The following is a 16,889-nucleotide window of genomic DNA, read 5'->3' on the forward strand; positions in this document are numbered from 1 at the left end:
TTTATAATTTCCAAGGCTGGAAGTTCTGCGGAACTTCCAGCCTTGCTTTTTTACTAGAAAAAGAGGCTGCCGCACGGAATACCATGCAGCAGCCTCTTTATAGTTTGCGATAATGCCAGATCAGGGCAGGGGAGTGCTTACTCCACGCTGATCATATAATAATACACGGGCTGGCCGCCGCGGATGTGGCTGACCTCGACGTGGTTCGGGCACTTTGCCTTGACGATCTCGGTCACCTTCTCGGCGTCCTCGTCGCTGACGTCGCAGCCGGAGATGATGGTGACGAAGCTGGAGTCCTTCTTGCACATGCCGCGGGCCAGACGGTAGGTGGCCTTGGTGATGTCGTTGGAGGTGGAGACGATCTTGCCGTTCTCCAGCGCCATGATCTCGCCCTTCTTGATGCGCTTGCCGTCGTACTCGCTGTCGCGGGCAGCGTAGGTGATCAGGCCGGTGGACACCTTATCGGCCGCTGCCATCATGTTGATGGTGTTGGTCTCGGCGTTCACGGAAGGATCAAAGTTCAGCAGAGCGGTGATGCCCATGGGCACGGTGCGGGTGGGCAGCACGATCACCTGACGGTCGGCCAGCTTCTCGGCCTGCTCGGCAGCCATGATGATGTTCTTGTTGTTGGGCAGCACGAACACGGTCTTGGCGGGCACGCTCTGGATGGCGGCGAGGATGTCCTCGGTGGCGGGGTTCATGGTCTGGCCGCCGGAAACGACAGCGTCGGCTGCCAGATCGGTGAACACGGCTTTCAGGCCTTCGCCTGCTGCCACGGCCACAAAGCCGTAGTCACGGCTGGGGTCCACAGCGGCGTAGACGAACTCGCTGGCCTGTGCGGGAGCCTTCTCGGCAGAAGCCTGCTTTTCCAGGCTCTTGCCCTGGCGCTGGCGGGCCAGGAACTGCTCGTGCATGTTCTCGATCTTGAAGTTGGTCAGGTAGCCGTACTTGATGGCCTCGCTCAGGATCTTGCCGGGGTCGGCGGTGTGCACGTGCAGGTTGATGACGTCGTCATCCTCGATGCACACCACGCTGTCGCCGTTGGATTCGGCGAAGGCACGCATCTTTGCGGCGCTGGCGCCCTCGTTCTTGTTGATGAGGAACTGGGTGCAGTAGCCGTTCTTGATGTCCTCCACCTTCATCAGGTCGTCGGTGAAGACGCCCTTGCCGGCGTTCTCGGTGGAGAGCTTGGCCTTGTTGGGGGCGGGCTCGCCGCCTGCCACGATGGGCTCACCATGGAACACCTTGCCCATGCCCTCGAAGATGATCAGGATACCCTGACCGCCTGCGTCCACGACGCCGGCCTTCTTCAGAACAGGCAGCAGGTTCGGGGTGTCGTCCAGGGCCTTCTGGCCCGCGGTCATCACCACGTCCCACAGGGCGGGCACATCGGCGGCACCGCAGGCGGCAGCTTCCTCGCTGGCCACACGGGCCACGGTGAGGATGGTGCCCTCGGTGGGCTTCATGACGGCCTTGTAAGCACCCTCGACACCCTTCTTCAGGGCCTCGACGATGTCGGCAGCGTCGGCTTCCTTCTTGCCTTCCAGAGCCTTGGAGAAGCCGCGGAACAGCAGGCTGGTGATAACGCCGGAGTTGCCGCGTGCGCCGCGCAGCATGGCGGAGGCAGCGGTCTTGGCGGCCTCGCCCACGGTGCAGCTGTCGTCCAGGGCTTCCAGCTCACGCACGGAAGCACCCACGGTCATGCCCATGTTGGTGCCGGTGTCGCCGTCCGGGACGGGGAAGACGTTCAGCTCGTCCACGCGGGAGCGCTGATTGTTGATGTTGTTGGCGCCGGAAATAATGGCGTCGCGCAGGATCTTACCAGAAATCATTCTTTATTACTCCTTGTATCTCGCCGGGGAAAAGCGCCCCGGCACTGGGATGAAACGTCAGGCTCAGCCGATCACATCGTCCACCGAGACCACCACGCGGGCGACCTTCAGGCCGGTGGCCTGCTCCACCTCGTCCTTGACGCGGTGGGAGATGCTGCGGGCAGCAGTGGAGATGTTCAGGCCGTAGCTCACGGCGATGTGCAGCTCGATCACCAGACGCCCATCTTCCTGCGTGACACGGACACCTTTTTCCGGGTAATCGGAACCGTGCACCATGCTTCTGACGGCATCGGTCATATCGCGGGGTGCCATTGCGGCAACACCGTAACACTGCTTGGCTGCTTCACCCACCAGGGTCGCAAAGTACCCGGAGGTAAAGCTGACATCCCCCAGAGGGAAACGGGAAGTGATCATAGTCGCTCTGCTCCTTTATGTTAGTTTCGTAAAACACATGCAAGGTCTGGGGTGCCCGGCCGGGCGCGAAAGCACGGCGCTCACCGAGAAATACCCATTCCATTATACAACTTCAAAGCCCGGTTGTACAGTTCTAATTGCTGGCATCGCAGTTTTTTGCGGCATTTTTTGTGCGCGGCGCGGCTTTCGGGCCGTTTCGCGCCGCAAAAGCGGTAAGATACCGGACGCGAGTCGATTTTATCAAACCCGAAAGTATGACGAAAGAAAGCAAACAATCTGTTAAAAAATTATAAAAGGTGGGTGAGAACGCTTTATCTGTCTATGGAAAAGTGCTAAAATGGAACCAAGGATAGGGACTGCGGCGCAGGGTCCCGCTGTGCGGAAAGACTGCGCTGTTTTTTGCGCTGCAAGATCATCACATTTTTAGGAGCTGTTGTCATGAACATTCTGTTTTTCCTTTCTCCCAAGCAGGATCTGATGTACGTTTACGATGATTTCACCCTTCGTCAGACGCTGGAAAAGTGGGAGAACAACCGTTATGCATCCATCCCGGTGCTGAACCGGCAGGGCAAGTATGTGGGCACCCTGACCGAGGGCGATATCCTCTGGGGGCTGAAAAAGTTCCACGGGCTGGACCTGGAGGCCGCTGAGGACGTGCCCATCTCGGCCTTCCCGCATAAGCGCGACTATAAGGCCGTCACGGTCACCACCAGCATGGACCAGCTGATCGAAGCCGCCATGAACCAGAACTTTGTGCCGGTGGTGGACGACCGGGGCAGCTTCATCGGCATCGTGCGGCGGCAGGCCATCATCCGCTACTGCTACGAAAAGGCCCGCACCGAGCAAAAGCCGCAGAGCCAGCGCCTGCCGGAGTATGCGGCGGTGCACTGAAACGGTATATATTATCATAAATAGGTAACGGGAGCTGCCCTGCACGAAAAACGGTGCGGGGCAGCTTTTTTGCGCAAAACAGCCTGAAAGTCCGTTTTATGGGATGGCTTCTGTGCGATAATACGGCCATGGAACGAAAACGCTCCAAAAACTAACACAAAACAGCACAGGAGGGAACAGGAATGAAAGAGTATGAACTGCGTTATGTGGGGAGCCATGTGGAGGTATACACCGGCAATGGGGTGTTCCTGTTCTCGGCGGATACGGTGCGCGAGGCCATGGAAGAACTGGCGGGGTAAGCGCCGCTTAACTGCGGTCGCGTTTGGTGCGTTTGTAAAATCAATGTAAAATAATTGAAAAGAAGCCGTCTGCGAAAAGCTCAGAAGCGGAAAAATGTGTAGAAAAAGTGGTTTTCATGTAAAATAAACCTTGTTGTTGCAGGGGAAAAGATGATATAATAACAGCAAGCGCGGCCGCGGCACAAAAACTGTGCACTCCGCCCGGAAGGATGGGCGGGCGGCCCGAACGGCTGCCGGGACAAACCGATGCAAGGCGTGCCCCGGCGGCTGTGTGCTGTCAAAAAAGCGTTAAACGGAAGATCATCTGCTAGGAGTATCGTTATGGATATCACTCACATCACCTCTTTGCTGGGCGGCATCGCGCTGTTCCTGTACGGCATGTCCATCATGGGTGCCGGTCTGGAAAAGCTGGCGGGCGGCAAAATGCAGGGCGTGCTGCAAAAGCTGACCTCCTCCACCATCAAAGGCGTTATCTTCGGCACCCTTATCACGGGTGTCATTCAGTCCTCGGCTGGCACCGTCGTCATCTGTGTCGGCCTGGTCAACTCCGGAATCATGACCCTGACGCAGTCGGTAGGCGTCATCATGGGTGCAAACATTGGTACCACTGTCACCGGCCAGCTCATCCGCATGGCGGATATCTCCGGCGACAGCCTCTGGCTGACCCTCATTCAGCCCAAGACCTTTGCGCCTGTGGTGGCGTTCATCGGCTGCATTTTTTATGTGTTCCTGCGCAACGCCAAGAAAAAGAACATCGGTCAGATCATGCTGGGCTTCGGCATCCTGTTCACCGGCATGAGCCTGATGGACACCGGCGTGGCCCCCCTGCGGGAAAGTGCGGTGTTCCAGAACCTGTTCGTCACCATGACCAACCCCATCCTGGGCGTTCTGGTGGGCGTGGTGGTCACCGTCATCATCCAGTCTTCTTCGGCTTCGGTGGGCATCCTGCAGGCGCTGTCCAGCACCGGCCTTGTCACCTTCAGCTCGGCCATCCCCATCATTCTGGGTGCCCACATCGGCACGGCTTTTACTCCGCTGCTGACCATCGGCGGCTCCTCCAAGGACGGCAAGCGCGCCGCCCTCATCCACCTGTATTTCAACGTCATCGGCAGCGTGATCTTGCTGGCGCTGGTGTATGCGGTGCAGTTCACCATTGGCATCCCCATGTGGCATGACGTGATGAACAAGAGCTCCATCGCAAACATCCACACCCTGTCCAGCATCTGCGCCATGCTGCTGTTCCTGCCCTGCAGCGGCGTGCTGTCCAAGCTGGCCATGCTCACCGTGCCGGACAACGCCGAGGAAGCCCAGGAGCTGAGCATGCCCGTGCTGGACGAACGCCTGTTCAAGAGCCCGGCCGTGGCCCTGCAGCAGGCCAAGAACGCGGTGGTGAAGATGTCCCGCCGCGCCGCCCGCAACGTGAACCTTGCCGCGCCCATGCTGCTGAAGCTGGACGAAGACACCGTCAGCGCCATCAAGGTGCGCGAGAACCTGATCGACCGCATGGAAGTGGCCATCTCCAACTACCTTATTAAGATGACCGACCAGGAGCTGGGCGACGACGAGAGCCACGAGGTGACCGAACTGCTGAACTTCGTCACCGAGTTCGAGCGCATCGGCGACTATGCCGTGAACATTATGGAAAAGGCCGAGGAGCTGAACGAGAAGGAAGCTTCCTTCAGCGAGAGTGCCCAGAAGGAGCTCAAGCTGCTGGAGCAGGCGCTGGAGCGCATCCTGAACCTGACCAACGACGCCTTTGAAAACGACGACATGCACAAGGCGGCTCAGGTGGAGCCGCTGGAGGAGATCATCGACGTGATGGTGGAACGCCTGCGCGACCAGCACATCCGCCGCCTGAAGGACGGTGTGTGCTCCATCGACACCGGCGTGGTGTTCCTGGACGTGCTGAACAACGCCGAGCGCATCTCGGACCACTGCTCCAACATCGCAGCCCGGCTCATCGGCATGGATGCGGGCGAAGACTACGACTCCCACACCCTCAAGAGCATCATGCACCACAACCCCACCAAAGACTACATGCTGGAGTATGAGGAGTGCCGCAAGGCCTACCTCATCCCGCTGGAATCCATGGAAGCATAAAAAGGTAAATCGACAAAAAAAGCAAAACCCTCCGGCGTGCGTCGGAGGGTTTTGTTTTTTGAAAAAGTATGAGGCAGACAAAATGAGAATACTCAGCGCTGAGCGGCACGCTGCGGGATGATGACCCACTTGTGGTGGGTGTGGAAACCATCCACTTTGGGCGATTTGTTGCACACGCCGGGGTTGGGCGGGCCGCTTTGCAGATCCTTGCTGGTCTGCATCCCGCAGAAATGGCACTGGTAATGGAGCCGGATCGGTTCGGACATGGGGACCACACTTCCTTCTTCTCACACTGGCTAAGAAACTTTACTCTCTTTAATTATTATACAATTACATCATTGCGATGTCAATAAAAAATGACAGATTTGACATATAAAGTTAAGGCGCGGCTTACTCCCCCAGGTCTTCCAGCAGCTGGTCCAGCTCCAGCTCGCTGTGCACCCGGATGCCCTGCTTGATGCGCAGCGCGTCGTTTTCCGGCAGCAGGTTCGTGTAGATGCCGGTCACGGTCAGAAGGGCCCCGGCGGTGCCGTCTGCATCGCAGCGATACACGGCCACCCGGCCGCCCTTGTCCTGCAGCAGATACCCCTGGGCCGAAAGCTCCGGCAGGGCCTGCGCAGCAAGGCTTTCTTCTGCCGAGGAGGGCGGCGTTTCGCTCCCGGCAGGGGAGGGCAGAGTGAGGCGCGGCAGGGCCATCCAGAACAGGCTGAATGCAATGGTGAACACGCACAGCCCGTAGAACAGGCAGGTGTACAGCTTGCGCATGGGGAAAACACGCTCCTTTCAGGAAAAAGTATGGCCGGAAAAGGGGAATGGTAAACATTTTTCACATCCGAATGCTGTACTTTGACCGGCAGAATGTGATATACTAACCATAACTGGGACCGTTCCGGACGAAGATTGGTCCTTGCCCGTGTCCGGCGGGCGTGCTATAATATGGTATTGCGTGCAGCAGTGTGCACGCCGCAAACAAACATTCCCAGCGCGTGGCGCTGGATCATCAGCCTGTAATGATAGGAGGCGATTTCTATCTCCGACAATGAGATGAGAAAGATCCGCCGCAGCGGCGAAGAACATTCGGCCGCACCGGCGGGCCGTAGGGTGAACGTGAACAACAGCCGCCGGGAACAGCCCGCGCGGGAACCGGGCGGTGCCAAGCCGCCGAAGGAACCGAAGGAGAAAAAGAACCATCCCATCCTGCGGTTCATCGGCCGCACCATCGCCACCCTGATCTGCCTGGGCGTCATGCTCGGCAGCCTGGTGGCCGTGGGCATGGTGTACTATGTGGTGCAGGCCACCGCCAACGACGGCGACCTGCTGGACCTGGACAACATCCAGCTGAGCCAGTCCAGTGTGGTCATGGCCACCGACCCGGACACCGGTGCCCAGGTGGAGTATGCCACCCTGCGCTCCTCCAACAGCCACCGCGTGTGGGCAGACCTGGAGCAGATCCCCACGAACCTGCAGTATGCGTTCATCTGCACCGAGGACAAGGACTTCTACAATGAGCCCGGCGTCAACTTCAAGCGCACCATCGGTGCCATGGTCAACGAATATCTGCTGCCCATCTACAGCTCGAAGCAGGGCGCTTCCACGCTGGAGCAGCAGCTGATCAAGAACCTGACCGAGGATGACAGCGCCAGCGGCATCGAGGGTGCCCTGCGCAAGCTGCGCGAGATCTACCGCGCCCTGTGCCTGAGCAAGAGCTACTCCAAGGAGACCATCCTGGAAGCTTACCTGAACACCATCAGCTTCACCGGCACCATCCAGGGTGTGCAGACGGCGGCGAACGAGTACTTCAACAAGGATGTCAGCCAGCTGACTCTGTGGGAGTGCGCCACCATCGCCTCCATCACCAAGAACCCCACCAACTATAACCCTTATACGAACCCGGAAAACCTGATCAACCGCCGCAACTTCCTCATGTACAACATGTGGCAGCAGGGCGTCATCAGTGAGGACGAGTACCGCAATGCGGCCGCGCAGCCGCTGGTGCTGGCCGAGGAGGAGGACACCAAGAAGACTTCCTCCGTCACCTCTTACTTCACCGATGCATTGTTCACCGAAGTGGTGCAGGACATCATGGCGAAGGAGAACATCACCGAGTCGGAAGCGCAGAAGCTGCTGTACACCGGCGGTTTCACCATCGAGGCTACCGTCAACACCAAGGTGCAGTCCGCCATGGAGAACCTGATGCTGAACACCGACGATGCCTACTTCCCGGCCGGCTGGCATGATGAAGAAGTCACCTCCATCTCGGACGACGACATCCAGGTGATGAACGACGACGGCACCCCCAAGACCCGCACCGGCGACGACGGCACGGTCTACTATTACCGCAACGTCCGCACCCAGGCGGCCATGGTCACGCTGGACTATGACGGCAACGTCATCGCCATCGTGGGCGGTCTGGGCGAAAAGACCAAGAGCCTCTCGCTGAACCGCGCCTATAGTGTCACCCGGCAGACCGGCTCCACCATCAAGCCCATCGGTGCCTATGCACTGGGCATTGAATATGGTCTGGTGAACTGGTCCACCATGCTCAACAACTCGCCCCTGTACCAGAAGCAGGACATGGTCATCCGCGATGAGGACTACTGCCGCAAGAACGGCCTGATGGGCCTGACCGACAAGCAGCTGCGTGCTTACCCCAACGCATGGCGCAGCTGGCCCCGCAACTACGGCGGCAGCTATGGCGACAACAGCGATGTGCCGCTGTGGAACGGTCTGGCCCGCTCGCTGAACACCATTGCCGTCCGCGTGGGCGACCTGGTGGGCGCAAGCAATATCTTCAATTTTGTTTACAACACCCTGCAGCTGGATACGCTGGACCCCACCAACGATGTGGGTCTGGCCCAGATGGTCATGGGCAGCCAGACCCACGGCGTTACCCCGACGGCGCTGGCGGCCGCCTTCCAGATCTTCTATGACGGCGAATACACCACCCCGCACCTGTACACCCGTGTGCTGGACCGCGATGGCAACATCTATCTGGAGAACAACGCCACCAGCTATCAGGCACTGACGCCGGATACCGCCTACGTCATGAACCGCCTGCTGAAGAACGTGCTGTACTCCAGCGTGGGTACTGCCAGCGGCCGCTACCCCAACTCCAACGGCATGGAAGCCTTTGGTAAGACCGGTACCGCCAGCGACGAAAAGGACCTGTGGTTCGTGGGCGGCACGCCGTACTACGTCACCGCTGTGTGGTGGGGCTACGACGCACCCTATGATATGACCAAGACCCTGGGCAAGCAGCAGGCCAAGACCCGCACCTGCGTCAACGCCTGGAAGGCACTGATGGAGCAGGTGCAGGCAGACCTGCCCTATAAGGCATTCCCCACGTCCGATGGCGTAGTGGAGCGCCGCTACTGCACCCAGAGCGGTCTGCTGGCCGGTGCCTCCTGCCCGAGCACGGCAGTGGGCTACTACCGCGCCGATGATCTGCCCGATACCTGCAACTACTCTCACGCCAGTGCGGCAGCCGAGACCCCGGCCGACACCGCCGCCCCGGCAGGTGATGCGGCCCCGGAGCAGACTGTCATCCCGTCGGATACAAGTGCCCTGGATACCGAGTGATTCTGTAGCCCGCGCGCGGACAAAACGGGCAAAAGTCGTACAACTTCGGCTTCTGCCCATAATTCCGGCAAGGAAACACCGCACTTCACAAGCCAAAACTGGATAATCTGCCAAAAACGCATCCGGCCTCTTGCAAAGCAGGGGACCGGATGTTATTATATTCACTGCAAGAACACTTGTGTTTGTGAGGTGAACAAGTTGGAACGCCGCTTTTATCTGGTCGATGCGCAGGTCCTGCCCGAAGTTTTCCTGAAGGTGGTCCGTGCCAAAGAACTGCTGGCCAGCGGGGAAGCACGCAGCATTTCCGCTGCCACCCGCGCCGTGGACCTTTCGCGCAGCGCCTTCTATAAGTATAAGGACTGCATCTTTGATTCCGAGAACGGCCGCGAGGTCATCACCGTCATGGCCACCCTGCGGGACGAGACGGGCGCTTTGCAGAGCCTGCTGGCCGGCATCAGCGCCGCCGGTGCAAGTATCGTCACCATCAATCAGTCCACGCCGGAGAACGGTGCCGCACTGGTGGCTGTCACCATCCGCACCGATACCATGCAGATGACCCCGGAGGAACTCACGGAAAAGCTTTCGCGCCAGCACATGGTGGTGGGCGTGCACTGCGGATACAATCTCTGATCGCAGAAATAGGGAAACGAGGGAGAACAACAATGGCTAAAATTGCAATTCTGGGCTTTGGCACGGTGGGCAGCGGTGTCTACGAAGTGCTGTGCCGCAACGCCGCGGGCGTCTCCCGCCGCGCAGGCGAACCGGTGGAGGTCAAGTATATCCTGGACCCGAAGGATTTTTCGAACCACCCGGCAGCCCATCTGTTCGTCAAGAACTTTGACACCATTCTGGAAGACCCGGAGATCAAGGTCGTGGTCGAGACCATCGGCGGCACCCGCTTCGCCTACCCGTATGTGAAGGCCTGCCTGGAGAGTGGCCGCAGTGTGTGCACCTCCAACAAGGAGATGGTGGCCACCTACGGTGCCGAGCTGCTGGCTCTGGCCAAGGAGCATGGCTGCGCTTTCCTGTTCGAGGCTTCGGTGGGCGGCGGCACGCCCATCATCACGCCGATGCACCAGTGCCTGGCGGCCAATGTCATCACCGAGGTGCAGGGCATCGTGAACGGCACCACCAACTTCATGCTCACCAAGATGGTGCGCGAGGGTCTGGGCTTTGACGACGCGCTGAAGATCGCACAGGAGCTGGGCTACGCCGAGACCAAGGACCCCAGCGACGACGTGGACGGCCGCGACGCCTGCCGCAAGATCGCCATCCTGTCCTCGCTGGTCTGCGGCCACCAGATCTACCCTCAGAACATCCCCACCCGCGGCATCCGCGATATCACCACGGCGGACGTGGAAGCGGCCGAGAAGCTGGGCTGCGTGATCAAGCTGATCGCATGGATGAAGCGCGGCAAGGATGGCAGCGTGGCTGCCGGTGTGGAGCCGTGTCTGGTGCCCAAGGCAAACCAGCTGGCCAGCGTGGACGATGTGTTCAATGCAGTGCTGGTCAAGGGCGATATGCTGGGCGACGTGGTGTTCTACGGCAAGGGCGCAGGCAAGCTGCCCACCGCCAGCGCTGTGGTGGCCGACGTGGTGGATGCCCTCAAGCATGGCTCCAAGGTGCACGACAGCCTGTACTGGCAGCCCGCCGAGCCGGTGGAAGGCATGCTCACCGACCCGGCACCCGCCGCATATTATGTGCGTGTAGCGGGCATTGCTCCGGCGGTGGTGGAAGCCATCTACGGTTACGGCAAGGTGGTGGATGAGCGCTACGACGGCTGCGCCTACTTCGTGGAGCGCGCCGACGAGAAGGCGCTGACCGAAGCAGCCCGCAAGGTGGAGGCCGTGGGCGGCAGCGTGAAGCTGGTGCTCAAGCGTCTGCCGGAAGAAAACTGATAACGGAACAAAGAAAGGTGCGGCGGCTATGAAGATCAAGGTTTCTGTCCCGGCCACCAGTGCGAACATCGGCTCCGGCTTCGATGCACTGGGTCTGGCGGTGACGCTGTATAATACGGTCACCTTTGAGGAAAGCGAAGTGCTGGACATCTCGTCCGCAGACGGCACCCGCATCCCGCGCGGCGAGTCGAACCTCGTGTACCGCTCGGCAAAGGGCCTGTTCGAGAAGGTGGGCAAGCAGATCCCGCCCCTGAAGATCACCCAGACGAACCCCATCCCCATGGCGCGCGGCCTGGGTTCTTCCTCGGCCTGCATCATCGCGGGATTGCTTGGCGCGAACCGGATGCTGGGCGATGTGCTCAACACCCAGGAGCTGCTCACGCTGGCTACTTCCATCGAGGGCCACCCGGATAACGTGGCCCCGGCCCTGCTGGGCGGCCTGACCAGCAGCGTCTTTGAGGATGGCAAGGTCTACTCGGTCAAGCGCAACGTGGACGAAACGCTGTGCTTTGCCGCCATCGTGCCGGACTACAAGCTGCTGACCGAAGCGGCTCGTGCAGCCCTGCCGAAGGAAGTCTCGCACCGGGATGCGGTGTATAACCTGTCCCGCGCAGCGCTGGTGCCCGCCGCGTTCTGCGAGGGCCGCCACGACCTGCTGGCCATTGCCACCGAGGATAAGCTGCACCAGCCCTACCGTATGCCGCTGATGCCGGGCTCCAAAGAGGTGTTCGACATGGCGCGGCTGTGCGGCGCAAAGGCTGTCTATGTTTCCGGCGCAGGCAGCACCGTGATGGCGGTGGCCGAGAAGGCCGACGCCGAAAAGTTCTATTCCAAGCTGGAAAAAGGTCTGGAGCTGCTGGAAGGTCTGGACGGATGTGAAGCATTTACACTGCTGCGACTGGATGCCGATAACACCGGCGCGACTGTGGAATGATAAACGGGTAAGGGAAGTGCAAGGCTGTGCCAACCGCTTCCGCCCGGTGAGACCCCGTGTGTACGGGGGCAAAAAGAGGAGAGTGACAAGATATGGCGTTGATCGTACAGAAGTTCGGCGGTTCTTCGGTGAAGGACCGTGACCGTATCTTCAACGTGGCGCGCATTGTGGCCAACACCCACAACGCGGGCAATGACGTAGTTGTGGTGGTGTCTGCTCAGGGCGACACCACCGATGACCTGATCGCCAAGGCAGGGGAGATCACCCACAACCCTTCGGCGCGTGAAATGGATATGCTGCTGGCCACCGGCGAGCAGATCAGCATTTCGCTGCTGGCCATGGCCCTGAACGAGCTGGGCTGCCATGCCATCAGCCTGACCGGCTGGCAGGCAGGCTTCCGCACCGACCGCGCCTACACTAAGGCACGCATCACCCGCCTGGAGACCGAGCGTATCTCCTCCGAGCTGGAGCGCAACCGTGTGGTGGTGGTGGCAGGCTTCCAGGGTCTGAACAAGCTGGACGATATCACCACCCTGGGCCGCGGCGGCTCCGACACCAGCGCAGTTGCCATTGCGGCCGCCCTGCACGCAGACCGCTGCCAGATCTTCACCGATGTGGAAGGCGTTTACACCGCCGACCCGCGCAAGGTGCGCAACACCCGCAAGCTGGAGGAGATCACCTTCGACGAGATGCTGGAGCTGGCATCTCTGGGCGCACAGGTGCTGAACAACCGCAGCGTTGAGCTGGCAAAGAAGTATAACGTGGAGCTGGAGGTGCTCTCCAGCCTGAATCCCGTCCCCGGTACGGTGGTCAAGGAGGTTACGAAAGACATGGAAGGTATGCTGATCAAGGGCGTCGCAAAGGACACCGATGTTGCTGTTATCACGATTCTGAACGTTCCCGATGAGCCGGGCATGAGCTTCAAGATCTTCGGCCTGCTGGCCCAGAAGAACATCAACGTGGACATCATCCTGCAGTCCACCGGCCGCGACGGCAAGAAGGACATCAGCTTCACCTGCTCTGAGGGTGAAGCCGACCTGGCCATGCGCGTGCTGAAGGAGAGCGCACACTTCAAGGATGTCAGTGTGGACACCACCTGCGCCAAGGTCTCCATCGTGGGTGCCGGTATGCAGAGCCACAGCGGCGTTGCTTCCAAGATGTTCGAAGCACTGTCCAACAACAACATCAACATCAAGATGATCTCCACCAGCGAGATCAAGATCTCCTGCATCATCAACCGTGAGGATGCCGACAAGGCTGTCAGCTCCATCCACGACATGCTGTTCGATTGATCTTAAAATAGCCTGAACTGCCGCCGCACTGTTTCTTTTGGAAACGGTGCGGCTTTTTTGTTGCACTTTTTGCGGAAAATTATTATACTGATAGAAAACGGACGAACAGGGCGGGGGAGCAGCATGGAACAGCAGACGACGGCACAAAAACAGATGTCACTGCGCGCAAAGGCCACCGGGTGGCTTGCGGCCATTTTGCTGGTGACCCTGATCTCTATCGGCATTGCCACGGCGGTGGGTCAGTGGACCGTGAAGGCCTTCGACACCCTGCTGGAGGATAACGCTGCCTGCTATGCCGTGCAGGATGCCATCAAAGAGGAGACCCGCGCCTTCGAGCACTATGTGCGGGAGCCCTCGCAGGAGAGCAGTCAGACCTTTGCCGATGCCTGCGCGGCGGCGGAAGAAAGTCTTGCCGCTTTGCCCTTCGACTACGCCAAGATCGGCGAGGACCGCTATGCCCGCACCTGGAGCCTGCGGCAGGGCTATGCGGGCTACCAGAAGGCGCGGGACGCCTTCCTGCAGCTGGCCCCCTCGGCGGAAGACTATGTGGAGCGGATGTACGCCGTGATGGACCAGCAGGATTATCTGGCCGAGTATGCCCTGCGGCTGACCCAGGCCACCCTGGAGCAGGAGAACACCACCTACAGCAGCCAGGCCACCCGGCTGCAGCGGCTGCCGTGGCTCTACTTTGGGCTGCTGGCGGCGGCAGTGGCACTGATGCTTCTGCTCATCCGGGTGCTGAACCGGGCCGTGGTGCAGCCGCTGCTGCGGCTGGCGCAGGCGTCCCGCAGCATTGCGGGCGGCGACTACACCGGCGCGGACCTGCCGGTGCACAGCGGCGACGAGGTGGGCCAGCTCACCGGCACCTTCAACCGCATGAAGCACGCCATGGCGGAACACCTCTCCACCCTGAACGCCCTGCACCGGGAGGAGGTGCGGAATCTGGCGCTGGAAAAGGACCTGGAACACACCCGGCTGGAAGTGCTGAAAAGCCAGGTGAACCCGCATTTTCTGTTCAACACCCTGAACATGATCTCCTGTATGGCCCGGCTGGAAGATGCGTCCACTACCGACCAGATGATCGTGCACCTGGGCAGCCTGTTCCGGCACAACCTGCGCACCAAGCAGCAGGAAGTGACGCTGGAAGAAGAACTGGACGGGCTGGAAGACTACATCTACCTGCAGCAGATGCGCTTTGATGGGCGCATCACCGTGGAAAAGAAGATCGAAGCCGACCCGGCGGCGGTGCGGCTGCCGTCCTTCACCCTGCAGCCCATCGTGGAAAACGCCTTCTCCCACGGGCTCAAGTCCTGCGAGGAAGGCGGGCGCATCCTGCTGCGGGGCTGGATGCAGGGCCGCACCCTGATCCTCACTGTGGCAGACAACGGCAGGGGCATGACCCCGGCGGAGCTGGACGCCCTGCAGGAAAAGATCGCCCAGAGCGAGCGCACCGGCCGCAGCATCGGGCTGGGCAACATTTCCCGCCGCATTACCATGCTGTACCCGGAGGGCCGGATGCAGGTCTTCAGCCGGGAAGGGCACGGCACGGTGATCCGGTTCGAGATCCCGCAGGAGGACCGAGAGGAGGATGGTTCGCATGAAGTGTAAGCTGCTGGTGGCGGAAGATGAGCTGATCGAGCGCAAGGTGCTGTGCAAGACGCTGCAGAAGTATCTGGGCGACCTTATCACCCTGTATGAAGCGAAGAACGGCCGGGAAGCCATCGAAATTTTTGAGCGGGAAGCCCCGCAGGCGGCCATTCTGGATATCGAGATGCCCGGTGCCAACGGGCTGGAAGTGGCACGCAAAATTCGTGAAACGGATAAGAACTGTGCCATCCTGTTCCTCACCGGCTATGATAAGTTTGCCTACGCGCGGCAGGCCATCTCGGTGCGGGCGCTGGACTACCTGCTCAAGCCTTACAACGAGCAGGAGCTGGTGTTTGCGGTGGAGGAAGCCATCCATCAGGTGACGGCCCGGCCCACGCGGCCCAGCCGCCCGGCCCCGGCATCCGCCCCGGCCCCGGTGCGCCGGGAGGAAGACGAAGATGTGCGCACCACCATCATCCGGGCCGAGATCGGCAACTTTATCGAGAATCACTACCGGGAGGACATCTCCATGCAGGACGCGGCAGCAGCCCTGCGCTACTCGGACGCTTACTTCTGCAAGCTGTTCAAGCAGTGCTTCAAGGTAAATTTTTCGGCCTACCTGAACGAGTACCGGGTGAAAAAGGCCCAGCAGCTCATCCGGGATTCCCGCCTGAGCCTGAAGGACGTGGGCACGGCGGTGGGCTATGCGGACGCCAACTACTTCACCCGGGTGTTCAAGCGGCTCACCGGGCAGACGCCTTCCGAGTACCGGACGGCAGCGGCAGAGCAGAGCATCCAATAAAACTGATTTTGTGCAAAATGACCGGGAACGGGCGGAGAAATCAGCCTGCTCCCGGTTTACTTTTTGCCAGTTTCTTTCGTCCGCACCGCACGAAATTTGTACTTGGATACAACAAAGACAAAATCGTGCTGGCTTTCGCAAAAAATTCCCGTTTCGAAAAAATTCACAGCTTGTTAAAATAAAAACATGAAAGAATGCGAAAAAGCGAAAAGAGAGGATGCAATTCATGAAAAGAAGAACGTTTCTGTCGCTGATGGGCGCAGCGGCACTGACAAGCGGCGCGATGCTTACCGGCTGCGGCGCCGGCTCCGATGACGACCGCAAGATCGTGCGCATCGGCCATGTGCAGTCCCAGACCCACCCGGATCACCTGGGCCTGGAAGCGTTTGCCGACCACATCAATGAAAAGCTGGGCGATAAGTACCGTGTGGAGGTCTACCCCAGTGAGTTGCTGGGCTCCCAGACCGAAATGGTGCAGCTGACCCAGACCGGTGCTATCGATTTTGTGGTGGCGTCCACTGCCATCATGGAGACCTTCAGCGCCAAATACCAGATCTTCAACCTGCCGTACCTGTTCTCCAGCGTGGAGGCCTACCACGAGGCCATGGACGACCCCGAGGTGACGGACCCCATCTTCAAGACCACCTCCAAGGCCGGTCTGGAGACGGTGGCCTGGCTGGACGCAGGCACCCGCAATTTCTACACCATCAAGACCCCCATCAACCAGCCCTCCGACCTGAAGGGCCTGAAGATCCGCGTGCAGCAGTCGCCCACCAACGTGGAAATGATGCGTCTGCTGGGCGGCACCGCCACCCCCATGGGCTTCGGCGATGTGTACACCGCCCTGCAGGCCGGCATCCTGGATGGTGCCGAGAACAACGAGCTGGCCCTGACCGACAACGGCCACGGCGATATCTGCAAGTATTACTCCTACGATATGCACCAGATGGTGCCGGACCTGCTGGTGGCGAACTATGCTTTCCTGGAGGGCCTCAGCGACGAGGAGCGCGCCATCTTCAATGAGGGCTTCGAGATCGTCAAGCAGGTCGAGCAGGGCGCCTGGGAGGACGCTGTAGCCGAGGCCAAGGATAAGGCCGAGAACGAGCAGCACGTCAACTTCATCTACCCGGACACTGCTCCGTTCCAGGAGGCAATGGCCCCCCTGCATGACTCTGTGCTGGCCGCAAACCCGGAGCTGCAGCCCATTTACGACCTGATCCAGCAGCATAACGCGGCCAACACCGCAGACTGAGGAGGAGCA

14 protein-coding genes are annotated in these 16,889 nt (G+C 59.9%); 10 read left to right on the forward strand and 4 right to left on the reverse strand.

Annotated elements, in window-relative coordinates:
* Positions 1 to 137 precede the first annotated feature (137 nt).
* Positions 138 to 1,832, reverse strand: coding sequence for a DAK2 domain-containing protein (locus tag CGS49_RS10205; RefSeq protein ID WP_097801724.1), 1,695 nt, complete (start codon positions 1,830 to 1,832; stop codon positions 138 to 140).
* A 63-nt stretch (positions 1,833 to 1,895) separates the two neighbouring features.
* Entirely contained in the window at positions 1,896 to 2,246 is a 351-nt protein-coding gene (locus tag CGS49_RS10210; RefSeq protein ID WP_097801725.1) for an Asp23/Gls24 family envelope stress response protein, read from the reverse strand.
* A gap of 438 nt (positions 2,247 to 2,684) precedes the next feature.
* Between CGS49_RS10210 and CGS49_RS10215 the strand changes: the two genes are divergently transcribed.
* Together CGS49_RS10215 and CGS49_RS10220 are read left to right on the forward strand one after the other, a co-directional pair.
* Positions 2,685 to 3,137 carry a CBS domain-containing protein gene (locus CGS49_RS10215; protein WP_097801726.1) on the forward strand — a complete coding sequence of 151 codons (453 nt, stop codon included), beginning with the start codon at positions 2,685 to 2,687 and terminating at the stop codon, positions 3,135 to 3,137.
* 620 nt (positions 3,138 to 3,757) lie between these two features.
* Positions 3,758 to 5,536, forward strand: coding sequence for a Na/Pi cotransporter family protein (locus CGS49_RS10220; RefSeq protein WP_097801727.1), 1,779 nt, complete (start codon positions 3,758 to 3,760; stop codon positions 5,534 to 5,536).
* Positions 5,537 to 5,628: 92 nt separating this feature from the next.
* Here CGS49_RS10220 and CGS49_RS14225 read toward each other — a convergent pair whose 3' ends face one another.
* Both CGS49_RS14225 and CGS49_RS10225 read right to left on the reverse strand, forming a co-directional pair.
* Entirely contained in the window at positions 5,629 to 5,802 is a 174-nt protein-coding gene (locus CGS49_RS14225; RefSeq protein WP_179859065.1) for a hypothetical protein, read from the reverse strand.
* Between the two features lie 124 nt (positions 5,803 to 5,926).
* Positions 5,927 to 6,301, reverse strand: coding sequence for a BofC C-terminal domain-containing protein (locus tag CGS49_RS10225; RefSeq protein ID WP_097801728.1), 375 nt, complete (start codon positions 6,299 to 6,301; stop codon positions 5,927 to 5,929).
* 279 nt (positions 6,302 to 6,580) lie between these two features.
* On the opposite strand from CGS49_RS10225, the gene CGS49_RS10230 reads away from it, so the two are divergent.
* The 8 genes from CGS49_RS10230 (at position 6,581) to CGS49_RS10265 (ending at position 16,880) form a co-directional block, all read left to right on the forward strand.
* Positions 6,581 to 9,115, forward strand: coding sequence for a transglycosylase domain-containing protein (locus CGS49_RS10230; protein WP_097801729.1), 2,535 nt, complete (start codon positions 6,581 to 6,583; stop codon positions 9,113 to 9,115).
* A gap of 189 nt (positions 9,116 to 9,304) precedes the next feature.
* Positions 9,305 to 9,745 carry an ACT domain-containing protein gene (locus CGS49_RS10235; RefSeq protein WP_097801730.1) on the forward strand — a complete coding sequence of 147 codons (441 nt, stop codon included), beginning with the start codon at positions 9,305 to 9,307 and terminating at the stop codon, positions 9,743 to 9,745.
* 32 nt (positions 9,746 to 9,777) lie between these two features.
* Positions 9,778 to 11,013 (forward strand): homoserine dehydrogenase, encoded by a 1,236-nt coding sequence (locus tag CGS49_RS10240; RefSeq protein ID WP_097801731.1) that lies wholly within the window; start codon positions 9,778 to 9,780, stop codon positions 11,011 to 11,013.
* Positions 11,014 to 11,041: 28 nt separating this feature from the next.
* A complete protein-coding gene (thrB, locus tag CGS49_RS10245; RefSeq protein ID WP_097801732.1) occupies positions 11,042 to 11,947 on the forward strand; it encodes a homoserine kinase in 906 nt (301 codons plus the stop codon).
* Between the two features lie 92 nt (positions 11,948 to 12,039).
* Positions 12,040 to 13,239: an aspartate kinase gene (locus CGS49_RS10250; RefSeq protein ID WP_097801733.1), complete on the forward strand. Its 1,200-nt coding sequence runs from the start codon at positions 12,040 to 12,042 to the stop codon at positions 13,237 to 13,239.
* 123 nt (positions 13,240 to 13,362) lie between these two features.
* The gene (locus CGS49_RS10255; RefSeq protein WP_097801734.1) at positions 13,363 to 14,847 is read left to right on the forward strand and encodes a sensor histidine kinase; all 1,485 of its coding nucleotides are present in this window, start codon (positions 13,363 to 13,365) and stop codon (positions 14,845 to 14,847) included.
* Positions 14,837 to 15,628 carry a response regulator transcription factor gene (locus tag CGS49_RS10260; protein WP_097801735.1) on the forward strand — a complete coding sequence of 264 codons (792 nt, stop codon included), beginning with the start codon at positions 14,837 to 14,839 and terminating at the stop codon, positions 15,626 to 15,628. Before CGS49_RS10255 ends, CGS49_RS10260 begins: the two co-directional genes overlap by 11 nt.
* 217 nt (positions 15,629 to 15,845) lie before the next feature.
* Positions 15,846 to 16,880, forward strand: a complete 1,035-nt coding sequence (locus CGS49_RS10265) for a TRAP transporter substrate-binding protein (protein ID WP_097801736.1) — start codon at positions 15,846 to 15,848, stop codon at positions 16,878 to 16,880.
* Positions 16,881 to 16,889 lie beyond the last annotated feature (9 nt).

The organism is Faecalibacterium langellae (assembly GCF_002549775.1).
Taxonomy (GTDB): Bacteria; Bacillota; Clostridia; order Oscillospirales; family Ruminococcaceae; genus Faecalibacterium; species Faecalibacterium langellae.

What these genes read in the sequence shown, in the direction of transcription:
- CGS49_RS10205 (WP_097801724.1), bottom strand. Translation starts at nt 1,832, where the DNA reads ATGATTTCTGGTAAGATCCTGCGCGACGCCATTATTTCCGGCGCCAAC.
- CGS49_RS10210 (WP_097801725.1), bottom strand. Translation starts at nt 2,246, where the DNA reads ATGATCACTTCCCGTTTCCCTCTGGGGGATGTCAGCTTTACCTCCGGG.
- CGS49_RS10215 (WP_097801726.1), top strand. Translation starts at nt 2,685, where the DNA reads ATGAACATTCTGTTTTTCCTTTCTCCCAAGCAGGATCTGATGTACGTT.
- CGS49_RS10220 (WP_097801727.1), top strand. Translation starts at nt 3,758, where the DNA reads ATGGATATCACTCACATCACCTCTTTGCTGGGCGGCATCGCGCTGTTC.
- CGS49_RS14225 (WP_179859065.1), bottom strand. Translation starts at nt 5,802, where the DNA reads ATGTCCGAACCGATCCGGCTCCATTACCAGTGCCATTTCTGCGGGATG.
- CGS49_RS10225 (WP_097801728.1), bottom strand. Translation starts at nt 6,301, where the DNA reads ATGCGCAAGCTGTACACCTGCCTGTTCTACGGGCTGTGCGTGTTCACC.
- CGS49_RS10230 (WP_097801729.1), top strand. Translation starts at nt 6,581, where the DNA reads ATGAGAAAGATCCGCCGCAGCGGCGAAGAACATTCGGCCGCACCGGCG.
- CGS49_RS10240 (WP_097801731.1), top strand. Translation starts at nt 9,778, where the DNA reads ATGGCTAAAATTGCAATTCTGGGCTTTGGCACGGTGGGCAGCGGTGTC.
- thrB (WP_097801732.1), top strand. Translation starts at nt 11,042, where the DNA reads ATGAAGATCAAGGTTTCTGTCCCGGCCACCAGTGCGAACATCGGCTCC.
- CGS49_RS10250 (WP_097801733.1), top strand. Translation starts at nt 12,040, where the DNA reads ATGGCGTTGATCGTACAGAAGTTCGGCGGTTCTTCGGTGAAGGACCGT.
- CGS49_RS10255 (WP_097801734.1), top strand. Translation starts at nt 13,363, where the DNA reads ATGGAACAGCAGACGACGGCACAAAAACAGATGTCACTGCGCGCAAAG.
- CGS49_RS10260 (WP_097801735.1), top strand. Translation starts at nt 14,837, where the DNA reads ATGAAGTGTAAGCTGCTGGTGGCGGAAGATGAGCTGATCGAGCGCAAG.
- CGS49_RS10265 (WP_097801736.1), top strand. Translation starts at nt 15,846, where the DNA reads ATGCAATTCATGAAAAGAAGAACGTTTCTGTCGCTGATGGGCGCAGCG.